Source organism: Neochlamydia sp. AcF95, from assembly GCF_018342455.1.
GTDB lineage: Bacteria > Chlamydiota > Chlamydiia > Chlamydiales > Parachlamydiaceae > Neochlamydia.
Genome location: NZ_JAEMUC010000071.1, coordinates 1 through 17,256 on the forward strand (window position 1 = coordinate 1; position 17,256 = coordinate 17,256).

The following is a 17,256-nucleotide window of genomic DNA, read 5'->3' on the forward strand; positions in this document are numbered from 1 at the left end:
CTTTTTGCCAAGCTATTCATGACTCATCCAAAAGGCTATTTTTTGATACCTCTTAAACCTAACGAAGTAGTACTATATAACCTAGCCTGGAAAACCCTTGATGAGGAATAATTTTGAGGGTAATATGACGTCTATACATCCAGTTCATCTGAGCAGCAACCACAGGTAAAACCGTAACCTTTGAAAATTTTCCAATGCGTATCAAAGCATTTTCAATAATCTCGCGTTTGTTTTTTAACTGGGCTTCATAAGCTAGATGCTGTAATTGGCATCCTCCGCACTCGCCATAGTAACGGCAAAGGGGTTTTGCTCGTTGCAAGCTTGGTTTAAGCACAGCTAGTAATTTTCCTGTCGCAAAGTTTTTTTTACGCTTTACAATATGATAGCGGATCGTGTCGCCGGGAGTAGTAAAAGGGATAAAAACAACCAAGTTATTCTCACGAACGATTCCCTGCCCCTCAGAGCTTAGAGCAATCACCTTGCCAACGAGAATTTCAGACATATGGCTTGTTTTCATCAATAATTTGGAAATCTCGAATCAGCAGTTGGATACTGGGACCTTGAAAATTATTAATCTGTGGAGTGAAAGCTATACGTAGTTTCAAATTTTTTTTGCGCAAAAGAGGACTTTGTGCAGCTTGCCCAAAAGCAATCCCTTCTAGCATACGATCATCCTGCTCTAAATAAAGCTTTAAATGTGTTTTACCCACCACTTTAGGAGGCCAAGCTTGCTTAGCGATCGTATAAAGGATGGGCTGAGGGTTTTCATTGCCGTAAGGCTCGAGCAGGCGAATGGATTCCATGAAATCAAAAGTAAGCTCATGAAAGTTAACCTCTGCATCCAACATCAGTTTGGCCATTACATCATGATCACGTAATTTCTCATCGGCTGCCTTGATAAAACGTCTTTTAAACTCTTCGATATGTTGCTCTTTAATTGTTAAGCCTGCCGCGAAATCATGTCCTCCAAAATTGACAAGAATATCTGAACAATCTTTTAATACATTGAGAAGAGGGAATTCATGAATAGAGCGCAAGGAGCCTTTGCCGACCCCATGATCAATGGCGATCATGACAGTGGGACGATTGTATTGCTTTGAAATACGTGTAGATAGGATAGCAATTACTCCTGGATGCCATTTATCAGAATGTAAAACAATGGCTTTATTTTTAAAAATTTCAGGGTGTATAGCCACCGTATTTTCAATGTCTAAAGACATGGTACGTTCAATTTTCTGGCGTTCCATATTGTTAAGGTCGAGCTCTACAGCAAGTTTCTCAGCAGCAATAACATTGCGCGCTAAAAGCATCTGAACGCCTTTCTGTGGATCAGCAATACGTCCTAAACTGTTTAGGCGGGGAGCTAGCTTGGAGGCTATCATGAAAGTGGAAAGTTCGTTCAAATCGGCATCAGATATAGAAATGAGTTTAGCTAGGCCGATGCGTTTATTTTTCTTAAGCTGGCGTAAACCATAGCTTACAAGAATGCGATTTTCGCCGAGCAAAGAGCCCATATCAGACACGGTTCCCAGGGCAACCAGGTCTAGGTAACGTTTAAGATCAATTTTTTTAGGGGAGATAAGCCCTTCGGCTACCATTTGAAGGGTGACTGCATGGGCTAGTTTAAAAGCCACACCTACACCTGTTAAATCTCGATTAGGATAGGAGCTATTGAGTAGCTTAGGATTAAGGGTAGCCACGCAATGGGGGATTTTATCGGTAGGCTCATGATGATCAGTGATAATTACATCGACTTGCCTTTCTACAACTTTGGCAATCTCTGTGGCTGCTGTAATTCCACAGTCTACGGTAATCAGTAGCTTACACTCATTTTTTAATGCATATTCTAAGGCTTCTACTATCAAGCTTTGACGGTTAGTGCCCCGATTAGAGACATAGAAGAATACATTAGCACCCACAAACTGTAAAAATTCAGTCAGCAAAGCTGTGCCTGTCATTCCATCCACATCATTATCCCCATAGATAAGAATATTTTCTTTGTTTTTGATGGCTTGGCTAATGCGATCCACAGCTTGTTGCATTTCTGGCATTAAAAAAGGATCGTACAGATCAGGGAGCTTGGAATAAAGATAATCATGAATTTGCTCGAGCGTGGTAAAGCCTCTAGCAAGGAGGATCTGAGCGGTGACAGGATGTATCTTAAATTCTTTAGTAATAAGTTCTTTCCACTCGTTGTCGATTTTTGGATAAATCCAAACAGGTGCTTCTTGATGGTGGAAAATGGAATGCATTCAGTTATGGTCCCGGTGATGATGATCTTCATTCTAGCTTTATAAAAAGCTCTTGTCAAGAAATCTATACGTGCAGTGTATGGCTAGGGAGAAAAGAAAAAGGTTGAGTATTTCCTATCGTTCTTTATGCAGCAAGAATAGCTTCATTTTAACTTGAGAGATTTAGAGTTTATGGGCCTAATATTTAAAAGGTTGCCTCTTTCTCCTCTGCTCTTTATTCTTAATAATTGCTAAAGAGGTTGTTTTTGCCTAGAAAGCTATGGAAGAAGAGGAAAAGCTCTTAGCTAATCGATAGGTTAATTTAAAACTAAGAGTTTTTTAACTTTCAGACCAAAGGAATTACTAAAAACCATCATTCCCAACTCTTTTGCCACTATTTCATGGGTGTCCATGAAATTATCGGCGGTGTGCTCATTTACCTTAAGGAATTTTGCTATATAAAAGAAGGTTTTCTACTGGGCCAGTAGAGTCTTAGACAACTCCAAAAAATCCTTTAACCAAGTGATTTTAGGGAGTTGTTTAAGCAATAGAGGGCTCTAAGAGCCTTCTTTCTAAGAAGATAGTCTTCTGGTAGGATGCATTTCCTCTTCCAATTTTTTTATTTCACGATTGTGAATATAAAGCATTACCGGCGAGGCGATAAATAGTGAAGAGAGCGTACCAACTATGACACCAATCGTCATGACTAGTGAGAAGGCAAAGATAGAGTGGCCTCCTAGCAATACTAATGATAGCAAGACTAGTAGGGTCGTACCTGAAGTCATGAGCGTACGGCTTAAAGTAATGTTTAAAGCATGATTGACAATCTCTTTAAACTTCATTTTACGCATAATCCTCATATCTTCACGAATTCTATCAAATACGATGATTGTATCATTTAAGGAGTAACCAATAATTGTCATAATTGCTCCTACGACTTGCAAGTCAATCTGGACGGCAAAGCCCATCGCTTGAAAGATTGCCAATATACCTAGGGTAATGATCACGTCATGAGCTAGTCCTACTACAGCTCCTAAGGCAAATTTAAACTCAAAGCGGAAGGTAATGTATAGCAAAATACTTGCTAAAGCAATGGTTAAACCGATGACGGCATTGTTACGCATGGCCTCGGAAAACTGCCCACTAATGACTGTCCAATGAGTATGCAGCTGATCTAATTGTGAAGAAGCTACATTTAATCCCCTATCTGCCAAAGTATTAACAAGCCAAATAATTCGAGGATTTTTTTGGTATTCATGAGCAAACTTGCCTTCCACGTAGGTTTCTGGCAATTGATAAAAAGGATGGCCTTTTTGTTCCATGCTTGTTGCTAATTGAATACGTAATTGATTAGGCTTACTTAAGGTGCGCAGCTGGAAATCGTTAGCAGTGGCTCCATGGGCTAGTAAAGCTTCTGCTGCCAACTGACGATAATTTGCTCCCTCTGGCTTTTCTTCAAGCTCAACATTTAATGAATAACCGCCCGTAAAGTCCATGCCAAACATGGTTTTATATTGAGCAGAGAAAAAATAACCTCCTAGCGCTATCATAGCGAAAGAGATGATTATAGCACTTCTAGCATGCTTTAAGAAATCAAAGTGAGTATTGCCGATCAGCTGGGACATAGACAAGGATTTATGCTTAGGATCTTGTACCCACCCAGCAAAAAAGTACCGTGTCATGAACAGGGCCGTGAACATAGAGGAAATAATTCCAATGATCAAAGTTACAGCAAAGCCCTTGACGGGTCCAGAATCAAATTGAATAAGAATGAGGGCAGCAATAATAGTGGTGATATTGGAATCAATAATGGCACTAAAAGCTTTACGATAGCCGGCTTGAATAGCTGAAGCTAAGCGTCCTGATTGCTTAAACTCTTCCCGGATTCTTTCAAAAACTAGCACATTTGCATCGACTGCCATACCTATGGTGAGGACAATGCCCGCAAGTCCCGGCAATGTTAAAGGCTGGCCGATATTCTGCATAACTCCCCAAAGGATGAGAATGTTAAAAAGAACAGCTGTAGAAGCGACAACTCCAGCGAAGTGATAGTAGCCAATCATAGCGATAACCACCAAAGTAAGTGCTACCACAGAGGCCACTACTCCTCGAGTGCGCTCTTCTTGGCCCAATTCAGGGCTTACATTTTCTTCTGAAAGAATTTTTGGTGTAAAGCTTAAGGATCCAGCTTTTAAGTCGGCAGCTAGCTGATTGACTTCACGTTGAGTGAAGCGACCAGTAATCTGAGCGGAATCTTTTAGAGCTGCACGAAGGCTGGGAGAGCTGATGATTGTCCCATTTAAAACCACTGCCATGCGCCACCCTTTTCCTCGGGAATAACTTTCTTTGGGAGTGCCTACAATTTTATCTTCGGCAAACTGTGAGGTCCAGGTATAAAAGTCATCCCGTGGGCTGCCCATGCGTGAACCATCATATGAGCTTTTTACACTGAAAGAAAGCGTATTTCCTTCAGAAGAATCATAGCCCACTTGAATGTTTGTTAAGCTAGAACCCTCTAATGCATAATGGTGGAAAACAATTAGCAAGGGATGGGCCTGGTTATTCCATTCTGAAAAATCCTTACCACGTAAAATGGCGACTGAAGAAAGTGTATCGTTGTAAGTATTGCTTACTTCCTTATGCTTAGGATCAGCTAGACGTAGGCCGCTCTCATATAGCAGAGTGGCATATTCTGAACGTGGGCCTGTCAGCTCACCTGTAGCCAAGTCACCCCCTAAATGGTGCCAGGCAATCTCATTCACACTATCAATGTCTGTACGATTAGTAACTACCGCTTCATTCCATACATTTTGTAAAAACTGATTGACAGCTTCTTTTAAAGCAGGATTGTTAGGTGTGAATTTCTCATTGACTACATGAAAATACATGGCAGAGGCTTTGACAAGATCCGTAGCTGACATGTTTTGCGAGCCAGGAAAGTCTAAAACAATGTTGTTGCCTTCTAAGTGAATGGTACGTTCTGAGACCCCCATTTTGTTAATGCGTGTATATAATTCATTAACAGCTTGTTTTAAATCTTCAGGATTGGTGACTTCTCGCCCATTTTGGTCTCTGAGGCCTATGCGTACTGTTTTACCACCGGAAAGATCTAAGCCAAGCTTAAGAATCTTACGATCATCACCGCGGAAAAATTTTGCGAAGCTAAGCTTGAAATTTTGCCAGTAGGGGTTTTTGGTTGGGGCAGGAACTAGATAATGGTTAGTAATATCCAAGTCTACCTGGGCAGAGCGGTATTCTTCTTCCCATTTAAGTAAGTCTTCTTGCTGACGATCTTCGATAGCGTTCGTAGCTAGTATACGCTGCTCGACATCTGTAAAGTCTAGCAAGGCGTGGCGCTTGCTGCCTTTAGTATAGAAATTCTCGCGTGTAGCTTTAAGCAAGGTATCATAGTAATCATTGAGCTCAAAGATATAATCTTTGCTAAATTCAGCTGGTAATCCAAAGGTGGCCCCTGAATAGCCTACAAAGCCATTGGCTTGCAAGGTATAATGGAGCTGCTCGATATCATGAAGAAATTCTTGTTTTTCAGGAGAATCGGGCATTTGGCGATATTTTTGCATGATGCTATCCATTCCTCTTGCAACCACATAGATAGAGCCATTGTTAAATCCTGGTAAGGTAGGGCTCTGCTGTGCAGAAGGTGCGTATACGAGTAAACCTAGTTTTTGCTCTTCAGGCTTAGATTTTGTATACGAAGCATAGTCTCTTAGGGGATAGGCTTCACGGGTTAGCTCAGCATGTTTGGGTAGCCATACTTCTTCTAATTGATTCAGCAGCAGCTGGATTTGTTTTTCAGCGACGGCGGTTAAATTTAACGCTAAGAAGCTGTGGGGATTGGTCAATTGTGAAAGATTAACGCCAAAGGTTTCTTCCCAAGGTATTAAATTTTCATCCGTTAAACGGCCTGCACGTGCAATATCGTTGATTATTAGATTGTTTATTTTATCTCTTAAAACATCCGCTTCTTCATCTCTGCTAGGAGCTTGGCGGATGGCTTGAATATCTGGATAAAGTTGAAGAAAGATTTTCTCATTTGACCAATCAATAACCAGCCCTTGAACAAAAGGATTGCTTCCATCTAGTGACACTATCTGTAGTTTATCATTAGCTTTAGAGTCCTTTTGGCTAGCTTGGATTAAGCTTTTGACTTTTTCTGGCGTTAAAGCTTGTTGGCTAACTTTAAAATCAGCTGCCCGTTGTTGAAGGATAGAAATGGCTTGGCTTAAAGTATGGCGTTGTCCTTCTAGAAGAGTTAAAGCTTGTCGTTGGCTAGAATCAACTGTTTGCTTGCTCTCTTCTGCTTTTTTTATTTCTTGGGCCAAGGTGTCTTTCTTGGCTCCCAAGCCTGCCTTCAGAGCTTCTGCGCGAGATAAAAATTTGCTAACTAGATTATCCTTAGAGGGAGAACTAACCTGGGTAAAGCTAGCAAAATAGCGTTTAGCCATTGCTTGATTAGCTTGTAAGGCTTTATTTGCTTCTACAATTTCACTGGCAAGGTTGAGTACAAGATCATCGTAAGAGCTAGTGGGGTTATTTTTAATTGCTTGCAAAAGGGTGGCTGGTTTGCTTGTGCTGCCAAAAGCTAGAGCTAACTGGGCCACACGGTCTTCAACTAATTGACGATAAAAGTCAGTAATTTGCCCTTCAGCATTTTGTTTGTAAGCATACTGAAAAAATTCTTGTAAATCTTGAGGATTAAAATGAATGTTTATTTTTCGAGAAACGATGACTTGTGTGCTCTGCTCATCTACCTGAGGATAAAGCTCGAGTTGAGCAGGAACAAATGAGATTAATGCTCCAGCTCTAGGTAAAAAACGCCTGAAAAGAGAGGCGTCTTGCGTATTATTAAAATTCACTTCAATATATTGAGGATTGTTTTTTTGTAGCTCGATAGATCGGGGCTTTACACCTAGTAGCTTAGCAAACGAATGCAGCCAATCAGTAGCATCCTGCTCAAGTTCATTGGTCCTATTGGCGATAGCAACAGCAATTTCTTGGGCACGAGTTGCGTCGATAGGGGATTTAAGAGGTTTAGTATAGTAGAAAATTGTTGGCAAAATGTTGAATAGCGTCAAAATGATGACTGCTAATATCAGATATAATTGCCAGCGCTTTTGTTTTTCCATGACAATTCGTTTCCTTATTTAAAGCTTTCATTTGATAGAAAAGGGTAAGCAGATAGGATAACAAAGAAAAGGTCATTCTGTCTATAAAATTGAAAGAGAACCCCAAGTTGTTGCTTAACCCGGGTTTGATCTATGTGGTTACCCTTGAAGTCCAAAAAGGCTAAATCAGTTGTTGCATAAGTAAACTCTAATCAATAAATTTATTGTTATTATCTATCTTACCTCGTGCTAGCTGTATCTATAAGATGCAAGACTTAAGAAAAGTTATTAGACAAAGAAATGATAGATATTCATCTCCTTTTAAGCTATCCATAAATAAAAAAGCCACCTGCTTGAACAGAGGTTCAAGCAGGTGGCTTGTATTAAGGCCAAGCTTTTAATCAACCCGATATTTTTGCAGTTCCCTCTGTTTCTACCAGAGTAGACCCTTCAGAAGTATCAGTTTTTTCATGAGTTAAAGCTGTAAATTGACGGTTTAGCGATCTTACTGCAGCTAACCAAATGAGGATAAAGATGGTCATAATGATAGCTACATAAGGAGTAATGGCGGCTAGCGATCCGAATGCAACAAGCAGACCTTGTTGAATAAAAGAACCTCCAGATTTACCAAGACGTGCACCAACCACATCAATAGCAGCCTTGCCTTTGACCTTGGATTCTTGGTCAAGAGGAATATAAGCCATCTCTTTCGTCGGATCAAATAAAGAGTATTTCGTCGATTTACTCATAATATTTTGTATCATACCAAAGATTACTGCTAGCATAAGTGAAGTCGTGCCAAAGTAGCTAATGAAGCCGGCAAGGTGGTCCCTAAATATAACGAAAGAAAAGAAACCGATTCCTGTTATTAATAAAACAATAGGTGTTGCCATAGCAGCAAAGCCCCAGCCTTTTTTGCGGGTAATCCAGCCGCCTAAGAACATCATGATAATTGTCATCAATCCTGTAATGGTAGAAAATATGCCCATAAAAGCATTGTAATCATTAGGATTTTTGTATTGTAGCTTAAGTTGTCCTTTCCAAGTTACTTCCACTAAATTAATGCAAATGCCATAAGAAATGACAAGCATAGCAATGCAGAGAATGTACTTAGATTTAGCTAGAAAAGCAAAACTTTCTAAAATACCCATTTTAGGTTTAGATTTTTTTCCTTTTCTTTCCTCTTCTGGGTTGTAGAAGCGTGGATCGGTCAAAACGTTTCTATTCATCCAATAGTAGATAGCAAGCACCGATACACCAGCTAAAACAACAAAAGTCATTAGATAGTTAAGAGAAACTTGCCATGGATCTACGCCAGCGGGAATGCGACTCTGGATCCTAGAAAAATAGACAATCGTAGGGCCAGAAACAAGCAAGGCAACATTCGCTCCAAGGCCTAGCAGAGTATAAAAACGCTTAGCTTCAGTCACACGCATAATATCATTGGCAAAGCCCCAGAACATCAAAGATAAAACGGCGCTTCCCCATAGTTCTGCTAAAATATAAAACAGAGAAAATGTCCAATCTCTGTAGCAAGCGACTAAGCCGCTTAAACCTGCAGGTAGGATTGACTGCAGATAATCTGCTGAGGTGGTGGGATGAAGAAGCTCTCTGTTGGGATAGAGAACGAAAGCAAAAAGAGCGAAAAAGACCAGGAAAGGTGTAAGGACCGTATAAAAAAGGGCCTCTTTGCTAAGAATATTGCTCAGTTTAGCATACAAGAGCATGAAAATAATTGCAGCAGGGACCACACCCCATACTTTTAAGAAAGGAAGAGTTTCAGCTCCAGAAGCTGTTACAATTAGCGTATCTTTTGTATCACGCAGGATAGTATAGTTAAAAGAAATAAAGAAAAACATCAAGAACATAGGTAAAAGCTTTTTGAGCTCATAGTTATGGACGGGCCAAAAAAATGACCGCACCTTACTAAACTCTTGTCCAGCATTTTGTGCCATATATCAAAACCTCTGATTGTAAAATAAGCGTTATATGTGCTTAATTAGCATCCACTTGTAACACTTAAGAATTTAATAAAAAACACTTTTGTTTATAATGAGAATGCATAATGTAAAACATTTTTAATTAATAGGCAAGAGTAAAGACAAGGAAAGGATAGGGGGTGGAAAGAGGGCGATGATTTATAACTTACTTTCATTTTGTTAAAATTAGCATATACCGGCATGACTCCACAAAGTAGGCTAGAGCAAAAAAGCTTTTGCTAAACCTTAAAAAAAATAGGTTAGGGGCTCGCCTTTTTGTTAGATCTATAATTTACGGTGTAATTCTGCACTTTGTATGCTATAAAAAAGCATGTAGACCTCTAAAAAGGGTTTATCGCTCTAAAAGCATGGTTTTGTTAACCTCTGATAGCGTGAAGAGTTATTTGAAAACATGGTTAAGTCAATCTTCAACTCTATGGTAACCTTTTAAACTTTTTCTAGTAGTAAATGCCAAGCTATTAGAAGCGGAAAGGTGCTTTGTTAAGGTGCTTAAAAGAAAGTCTAGAGAAGAGACAAAATATGTTTAATTTTGCTACTGAGCAGGGTTGGGGTCTAAAAGTTAAAAATCTAAAAGAGAAGATTGAGTGGATGAAAAGCCTTCGAAGTATAAGTAAGCATGTACATTTCGAAGGCCTAATTATTTAGCTATATTGAGGGGCCAAGGAGTTGGCAGAGGCAGCAAGATTATTGTTCAAGCTGATGGCTTCAACATAAGATGTCCAAAGGTCTTGCTCCACTTTACCGTGCCTAATGGATGCAATGAGCTCTCTTTTGATAGAACGTAAGTCTTTTTTTGGAGTGAGTTTACGAATCATTTCTTTATCACCTGCTAAACGGGCCATGTTCAGCATGCGTTCAATGTCCTGCTTGGAAAATAGAATTTGGTCTCTACGCTTGCGTGAGCCTCTAGCAGCTCGCTGCTTGGGTGTTACAGGCGAGGGCTTATCGACATTAATAATGTATTTTAAAATCATATCAGTGAGCTGTTCAGGATCTTCTGTCTTCATTTTGCGCATGGTAAAATGATGGATATAACCACCTGTTGAAGAAGGAATGTAGCGACAAATATCATTTTCTTTCTTGGCACCTAATTTCTTAACAGCCGTTTGAATAAGACTTTCCAATTGTTTTGAATCGGATTTTGAGCTTGTACTCATTGATATACCTACTTAATTTTTATTTTCGTTAGAGTTATAAATAACGCTGTTTTTTATTGCGTTCCGAAACCTTGAGTTTTCCTAAACTTTGTTTGTAGTGAAGCGGGAAGAGGAAAAGTATTGATTTCTTTATTTACTAATGAAAATTATAGATTTATATGAATTTTGTGCAACCTAAAATTTATTCATAAACATATAATTTCTGCCTCATTACTACCCGCACAAATAATAGTAGAGTAAGAATATGTTTTTTTAAACGTTTGAAGGTAATCTGTTCATTTAGTACTATAGGCTTTTAAAGAATGGCTAACGACTTCCTTTGTCTGTAAAACCTTATATGCTAGGTGCAATCATGCCACTACCTATGTTTCCAGTTGCTTTTGAAGCTTCGGCAACTCTTGCGCATGCTATTATTGGCATTGCTGCGGGTAAAGGTGGAGTAGGAAAATCATGTGTCACGGTGAATCTGGCAAGGGCTTTAAAAGATTTAGGCTTTAAGGTAGGGATACTAGATGCCGATATTTACGGTCCTTCTATCCGTCGCATGTTACCTGAAGATAAGATGCCAGAGCAATGCGATGAACGTATTCTACCAGCTATATGCCAGGGAATTAAGGTTATATCTATGGCTTATTTTAGGCGCGACGATGAAGCTGCAGCCATTCGTGCTCCCATAGCTAACACTATTGTTCAACAATTCATTAAAAATGTAGATTGGGGAGAAATAGATTTTTTATTAATTGACTTTCCACCGGGAACGGGTGACATTCAACTAACCTTGAGCCAAAATGCTCAATTGAATGCTGCAATCTTGGTGACAACTCCCCAAGAAGTGGCGTTAATGGATGTAAGAAAAGCAATGGACCTGTTTTATCAAATGAAAATTCCTATCCTAGGCGTTATAGAAAACATGAGTTATTATCAAATCTCCCCCCATTTAAAACCTGTTTATCCTTTTGGTCAAGGGGGAGGGGGGCGTTTAGCTAAAGAAGCAGGCCTTTCTCTTCTAGCCCAAATTCCAATAAGCGCTGAAATTTCCCATAGTGGCGATAAAGGAAATTCATTTTTTGAGGAAAAGACCCTAGCAGCTCAAGCGATTAGTAAGACTTTTATAAATTTAGCAAAAAAAATGATGGAGCAATTGGCAGCAATAAATAAGAGTACAACTTTGGGAGTGGAAAAATTTTTTCAAAAAGATCCTGCTACTTTTACTCTGCAATGGAGCGATGGCTTAATGGCAGACTTCTATTTGTCTGATTTGCAACGTCGTTGTCCTTGTGCTGGATGCATAGAAAAAAACGTAGAGAACAAAGTAGGGGATGAAAAAACTCATACTGACGAGCTACGAGCCTCTACGATTGAAAGGGTAGGACATTACGCTTTACGCATTTATTTTACATCTGGTTGCAATCAAGGCCTCTATACCTTTAGTTTTTTGCGCCAAATGGCTGAGGAGCAAAATTCATGAAATTGTGGCTACAAATGTATCTATGGATGAGTGTGTTTCTAATGGTAGCTTGCACCTCTGAGGACCAGCATCGTCGTATAGAAAGAGAGGGCTTTGGTTTAAAGAACGGTAAAATTAAAGCTTTATCGACCATTGCCATGATCGGCGATATTGTGCAACAAGTAGGGGGAGAATATATCGATAATTTAACTCTAATGAGAGGGGATCTAGATCCACATACTTATCAGCTTGTGAAAGGGGATGATGAAAAGTTAGCTTATGCAGATGTGGTGTTTTACAATGGATTAGGTTTAGAACATGGACCCAGCTTACAAAGATTCTTAGAAAGTAATAAAAAGGCAGTGGGTTTAGGAAATAAGATAATTAAAGATTACCCCTCCTTAATTATTTATAGTCAGGGGCAGATTGATCCTCATATCTGGATGGACATGGCTATATGGGCAAAAATTATTCCCTATATCGTGGAAGTATTAAGTGTTAATGATCCCATGCATGCTGAAGTATTCCATGCTAATGGCGAAAAACTTATGCAGGATTTACTTCAGAGTGATCGAGAGATTAAATACGAGCTAGGGTTAATTCCCTCTGAGAAGCGTTACCTAGTAACCAGCCATGATGCATTTAACTATTTTGCCAGAGCTTATCTAGCTACGGAAGAAGAAAGAATAAATGGGAAATGGGTGCAAAGGGTTGCCTCCCCAGAAGGTTTAGCACCTGAGAGTCAATTGAGTACCAGCCATATCCAAGAGATTATAGATTATCTTTTTAAACATAGAATACAGGTTATTTTTCCGGAATCTAATGTTAGCAAAGATTCCCTTCGTAAAATCATTTCAGCAGGTAAGGAAAAAGGATTAGATATTACTATTGCTCCTTGTTGTCTCTATGCTGATGCTATGGGTTCTGCTGGCTCTAGTGGGGAAACTTATCAGAAAATGATTAAACATGATGCCGATTGGATTAAAAGATGCTTAAAGGTTGAAGGATGAAAAAACTGCAGATACAACCTTCCGTACTAGAAGCTCATCAGCTTACCGTTAATTATGACAAAACCCCTGTACTATGGGACATTAATTTTAAAGTGCCTTCAGGCCTGCTTGTAGGTATTCTAGGACCTAACGGTGCTGGCAAGAGTACTCTTATAAAATCTGCTCTGGGGCTAGTAAAACCTATTTCAGGAAAAATTGAATTTTTTGGTTTGCCTTTAAAAAAAGTTCGTAAAAGGATTGCGTATATTCCCCAACGTCAAAGTGTAGACTGGGATTTTCCCATTACAGTGCGCGATTTGGTTTTAATGGGATGTTATGGAAGGCTAGGCTTATTGAGATGGCCGCGTAAAGCAGATCGAATGGCTGCCCATCGCTATCTAGAAATGGTTGGCATGGGAGCTTATGCCGATCGGCAAATTAGCCAGCTATCAGGTGGGCAGCAACAACGGGTATTTATTGCTCGTGCTATGTTGCAAGAAGCAGATTTATATTTTATGGATGAGCCTTTTGCGGGTATAGATATAGCAACAGAAAAAATTATTATGAAAATTCTAATCCAACTGAAAGCTCAAGGAAAAAGTGTTTTTATTGTTCATCATGATTTAAACAATGTTGAAAATTACTTTGATTGGGCTATATTGCTTAATATGCGTTTAGTGGCATGCGGGCCGGTGGAAAAAATATTCAAAGCTGATAATTTACAAGCTACCTATGGCAAAAGCTTTTCTTTATTCGATGAAGCAGTGAAATTATCTCAAGACAAAATCAAAGGAGCTGCTTCATAAACATATGTTATTTGCTAACTCGCCCTATTATTATTTTACCGACGCTGTTCTGAGAGCTCCTACACTTGGTTCGATGCTAATGTGCTTAGGAGCTTCTCTAGTGGGTGTATTAGTCTTTTTACGTAAAGAGTCTTTACTAGGGGAGAGTCTTTCTCATGCAGCCTATCCAGGTGTGATGATAGGTGTTATTTTGGCAGGAATGCTCCACCTAGACGAAGATCAAGAGATGGTGGTGGCCGGCCTGATTATGATAGCTGCTGGACTGACAGCTTTAGCAGGCCTGTGGGCTATTCATTGGCTAGAAAAATCTCTTAGGGTTCGTAGCGATTCAGCATTATGTTTTATTTTAGCGGCTTTTTTTGGGATAGGCCTAACGCTGGCTAGCCAAGTTCAATTTTCTTTTTCAACTCTTTATCGACAGGCGCAAGTTTATCTGTACGGCCAAGCTGCTACTATGACAGATATTCATATATTCGTTTATGGGACTTTGGCGTCGTTGATTACTTTAACCCTTATTTTGCTTTATAAAGAAATACAAACTATTTTATTTAATAAAGATTATGCCAAAAGCCTAGGAATAAACGTTTCAGGAATCGAAGCTATTATTTTTTTCTTGATCGTCTTAGCCGTGGTAATTGGCATTCGTTCAGTAGGCGTAGTATTAATGTCTGCTATGTTGATTAGCCCTGCAGCGGCAGCTCGGCAATACACAAACAGGCTTTCAATAATGTTAGTCTTGGCAGCCTGTTTTGGGTTGATTAGTGGGTATTTGGGCAATTATCTTTCTATAGAAGTTTCTAACTCTTTAGCTTCTCTTTATCCTTCAGCTCGGCTAGCGCTTCCTACAGGTCCCATGATTGTTTTAGTCTCCTCTTTTATTTGCTTGCTTTCCCTCTTACTAGCTCCCGAGCGAGGCGTACTTTTACGGGTGGTACGCATTGCCAAATTTCGCCACCGCTGCATGTGTGAAAATCTTCTTAAAGCTATTTGGCGTATCCAAGGAGGACATCCAGTATCTTTTGAGCAAATTGCTAAGTATCAAAGTGCTTCCAAGCTATATCTGCGTTTTGTTCTCTGGCGGCTTGTGCGTAATGGCTGGATGGTAAACGCTGGCAAGAAAGCTTATCAACTAACCAAAGAAGGAAATGTTTGGGCAGCTAAAATTGTTCGCTTGCATCGTCTTTGGGAGGTTTATCTGGTAGACTATCTGGGAATTGGGGCAGAAAAAGTACACTTGAATGCTGAAGAGATGGAGCATGTTATCACTCCGGAGCTGGAAGAGAAATTAATTATATTATTAAATGACCCCAAACGCGACCCTCACCATCAACTGATTCCCGCTCAAATTAACTTATGAATAGTATAAACACTACCTATTTCAACCCCTATACCAATCAGAACTTCTGTGGCTTTTTTCTGCAGCTGTTTATACGCCTATACAGTTTCATTGCCGGTAAAATTTCATTAAGTGAAATGGTTGCGGATGAAATTCAAATGGTTGTTTTAATAGGCGTGGCTATTTCAGCAGCTTTAGTAGGAACTTTTCTGGTCTTGCGTAAAATGGCAATGCTAGCCAATTCTTTATCGCATACAATCTTATTAGGAATTGTAAGTGCTTTTGTATTGTCGCAAAACAGTTTATTGGAAAATGAGACTCATTATTCTTCTATTGATATTAAACTTATGCTTTTAGCTTCATTGGCTGTAGGCTTGCTGACTGCCTTATTAACTGACTGCTTGACTAAAGTTGCCCGCCTACAAGAAGACGCTAGCATGGGCATCGTATTTACCAGCTTATTTGCCTTAGGAATCGTGCTAGTTACCTTGTTGACACGTAATGCCCATGTAGGCATAGAAGTTGTAATGGGAAATGTAGATGCTCTTCAATGGGAAGATTGTAAATTTGTATGGGTTATTGTATTTTTAAATGTTCTTTCTATCAGCTTGTTTATTAAAGAATTTAAAATTACTACCTTTGATCCCTATCTATCCAAAGCTTTAGGAATATCGACGATCTTCTTTAATTATTTACTCATGGTTCAAGTGGCAGCTACTACGATGGGAGCTTTTAGAGCGGTGGGGGTTTTAATGGTATTGGCTTTTATTACGGGGCCTGTATTAACAGCTAGGCTTGTAACTCACAATCTTAAAATGTTGTTGTTATTAGCTGCTGCTTTAGGAAGCCTTGCCTCAGTTATAGGTGTAGCCCTGGCACGCCATATTTTAACTGTTTACAATATACCTCTTTCTACTTCAGGTTTAGTGGTTTGCACTATTACTGCCTTGTTTGGCTTTACTTTGATTGTTAAAACAATCAAGGTAAAGCTGCTTAAGCCGAGAGATCTAGTCCTTCCTATTTTTTAATGATTTATTGAATTTACAAAGATTGTTCTCTCTAAAAAGCTGCTTCTATAAGGCTTAATAATTTTTTCTTTCTTGTTAGAACTTTTCCAATAAAGAACGTGGCAGCGCGCCAAATTATTAAGCCCATGCACAAGAGTACCCGGTGGGCCTTCATAATCCGTATCCCTGTGTGTGTATGAGCGCTTGAAAGCAATATCTTTTAAATTATCAATAGGAAGCATACATGGAGCTATGGTTTCAAAATAATAAGGTTTTCGCCGTTCCCAATTAAGGGATAACTGTAAATTTCCTAGAATTTCTCGCCCTTCATATAAATAGTTCGAATTAAAAAGGGATAAAACAAGGGTTCCTAAAGATGTAATAGAAATAGTCAACGCATAAAGAGGAGTTCTACAAATATCTAAGCAATTATTTAAAATGATTCTTGTTAACTTTGGTTGTTTTTGGTGGAGAGAAGATGAGGGGTTTAATGGATGGGGGTTAGCTCTTAGTGCTTCCCATTTCTTCTTTTCAAGATCGTAATATTTGTAAATAGATAGTGGAAAAAAAAGGTGAAAGATAGTTTTAGCTACATAAAAAATTGGGCTAAAGAGCGCAAGCGCTCCAAATTTCCAAGCTAAAAGAGATTTTTCATCGTCCCCATAAATATTCATATTTTTGGTATGAATAACAGCGGCATAACAATGCTGGATTCTTGCCGTGGAATCATGAGGACAGATTTGGTTCCATTTTATAATGATTCGCCTCCATTTGCCTGTCCCTCTCTCTGCTACCATCCTATCATTAAGGTCTAAAGCTTGGCTATTTAAAGAAGTATCTTTGTCTGTACATTTATTCATTATTTTCAAAATAAAGATTAGATATAAATATTGATTGTTAAGGTAACGATCAAGGCTTATTTTAAGTAAGGTTTTTATTTTTTTCATAGATTTTTTATCTATAAGAAAGAACACTTCGTCTTCTATTTTAAAATACTCTACTAACTCTTAAGTTGTTCATAAACATTTTTAGTAAAGCTCCATGCAATTTTTTTTTGTAAAGAAGGGAAGAGGGGAAAGGCGTAAGCGGTCACGGGATATAAAAGGTTTTTTAGATAACAGAAGGCATGGGTTGCTTGGTACGAGCGGCATATATAG

The 17,256-nt window shown here is 39.1% G+C and carries 11 protein-coding genes; 5 read left to right on the plus strand and 6 right to left on the minus strand.

Annotated features, from left to right (window positions below; translation table 11 throughout):
- Positions 1-58 precede the first annotated feature (58 nt).
- The 5 genes from NEOC95_RS08480 to NEOC95_RS08500 form a co-directional block, all read right to left on the minus strand.
- Positions 59-502 carry a TRAM domain-containing protein gene (locus tag NEOC95_RS08480; RefSeq protein WP_213152493.1) on the minus strand — a complete coding sequence of 148 codons (444 nt, stop codon included), beginning with the start codon at positions 500-502 and terminating at the stop codon, positions 59-61.
- Complete coding sequence (recJ, locus tag NEOC95_RS08485) at positions 495-2,252, minus strand: single-stranded-DNA-specific exonuclease RecJ (protein ID WP_213152494.1); 1,758 nt, start codon at positions 2,250-2,252, stop codon at positions 495-497. Before recJ ends, NEOC95_RS08480 begins: the two co-directional genes overlap by 8 nt.
- A gap of 551 nt (positions 2,253-2,803) precedes the next feature.
- The gene (gene secD, locus NEOC95_RS08490; protein WP_213152495.1) at positions 2,804-7,378 is read right to left on the minus strand and encodes a protein translocase subunit SecD; all 4,575 of its coding nucleotides are present in this window, start codon (positions 7,376-7,378) and stop codon (positions 2,804-2,806) included.
- A 380-nt stretch (positions 7,379-7,758) separates the two neighbouring features.
- Complete coding sequence (locus tag NEOC95_RS08495) at positions 7,759-9,312, minus strand: NTP/NDP exchange transporter (protein WP_213152496.1); 1,554 nt, start codon at positions 9,310-9,312, stop codon at positions 7,759-7,761.
- Between the two features lie 686 nt (positions 9,313-9,998).
- Positions 9,999-10,514 carry a hypothetical protein gene (locus NEOC95_RS08500; protein WP_166154251.1) on the minus strand — a complete coding sequence of 172 codons (516 nt, stop codon included), beginning with the start codon at positions 10,512-10,514 and terminating at the stop codon, positions 9,999-10,001.
- Positions 10,515-10,866: 352 nt separating this feature from the next.
- On the opposite strand from NEOC95_RS08500, the gene NEOC95_RS08505 reads away from it, so the two are divergent.
- From NEOC95_RS08505 to NEOC95_RS08525, 5 genes are read left to right on the plus strand one after another with little or no spacing between them, the layout of a single operon-like run.
- Positions 10,867-11,982 carry an MRP-like and DUF971 domain-containing protein gene (locus NEOC95_RS08505; protein ID WP_213152497.1) on the plus strand — a complete coding sequence of 372 codons (1,116 nt, stop codon included), beginning with the start codon at positions 10,867-10,869 and terminating at the stop codon, positions 11,980-11,982.
- Complete coding sequence (locus NEOC95_RS08510; RefSeq protein ID WP_213152498.1) at positions 11,979-12,971, plus strand: metal ABC transporter solute-binding protein, Zn/Mn family; 993 nt, start codon at positions 11,979-11,981, stop codon at positions 12,969-12,971. Before NEOC95_RS08505 ends, NEOC95_RS08510 begins: the two co-directional genes overlap by 4 nt.
- Entirely contained in the window at positions 12,968-13,756 is a 789-nt protein-coding gene (locus NEOC95_RS08515) for a metal ABC transporter ATP-binding protein (RefSeq protein WP_213152499.1), read from the plus strand. Before NEOC95_RS08510 ends, NEOC95_RS08515 begins: the two co-directional genes overlap by 4 nt.
- Positions 13,757-13,760: 4 nt before the next feature.
- Entirely contained in the window at positions 13,761-15,113 is a 1,353-nt protein-coding gene (locus tag NEOC95_RS08520) for a metal ABC transporter permease (RefSeq protein ID WP_213152500.1), read from the plus strand.
- Positions 15,110-16,120, plus strand: a complete 1,011-nt coding sequence (locus tag NEOC95_RS08525; protein ID WP_213152501.1) for a metal ABC transporter permease — start codon at positions 15,110-15,112, stop codon at positions 16,118-16,120. Before NEOC95_RS08520 ends, NEOC95_RS08525 begins: the two co-directional genes overlap by 4 nt.
- On the opposite strand, the gene NEOC95_RS08530 is transcribed toward NEOC95_RS08525, so the two are convergent.
- Positions 16,117-17,046 (minus strand): hypothetical protein, encoded by a 930-nt coding sequence (locus tag NEOC95_RS08530; protein WP_213152502.1) that lies wholly within the window; start codon positions 17,044-17,046, stop codon positions 16,117-16,119. The genes NEOC95_RS08525 and NEOC95_RS08530 overlap by 4 nt on opposite strands.
- Positions 17,047-17,256 lie beyond the last annotated feature (210 nt).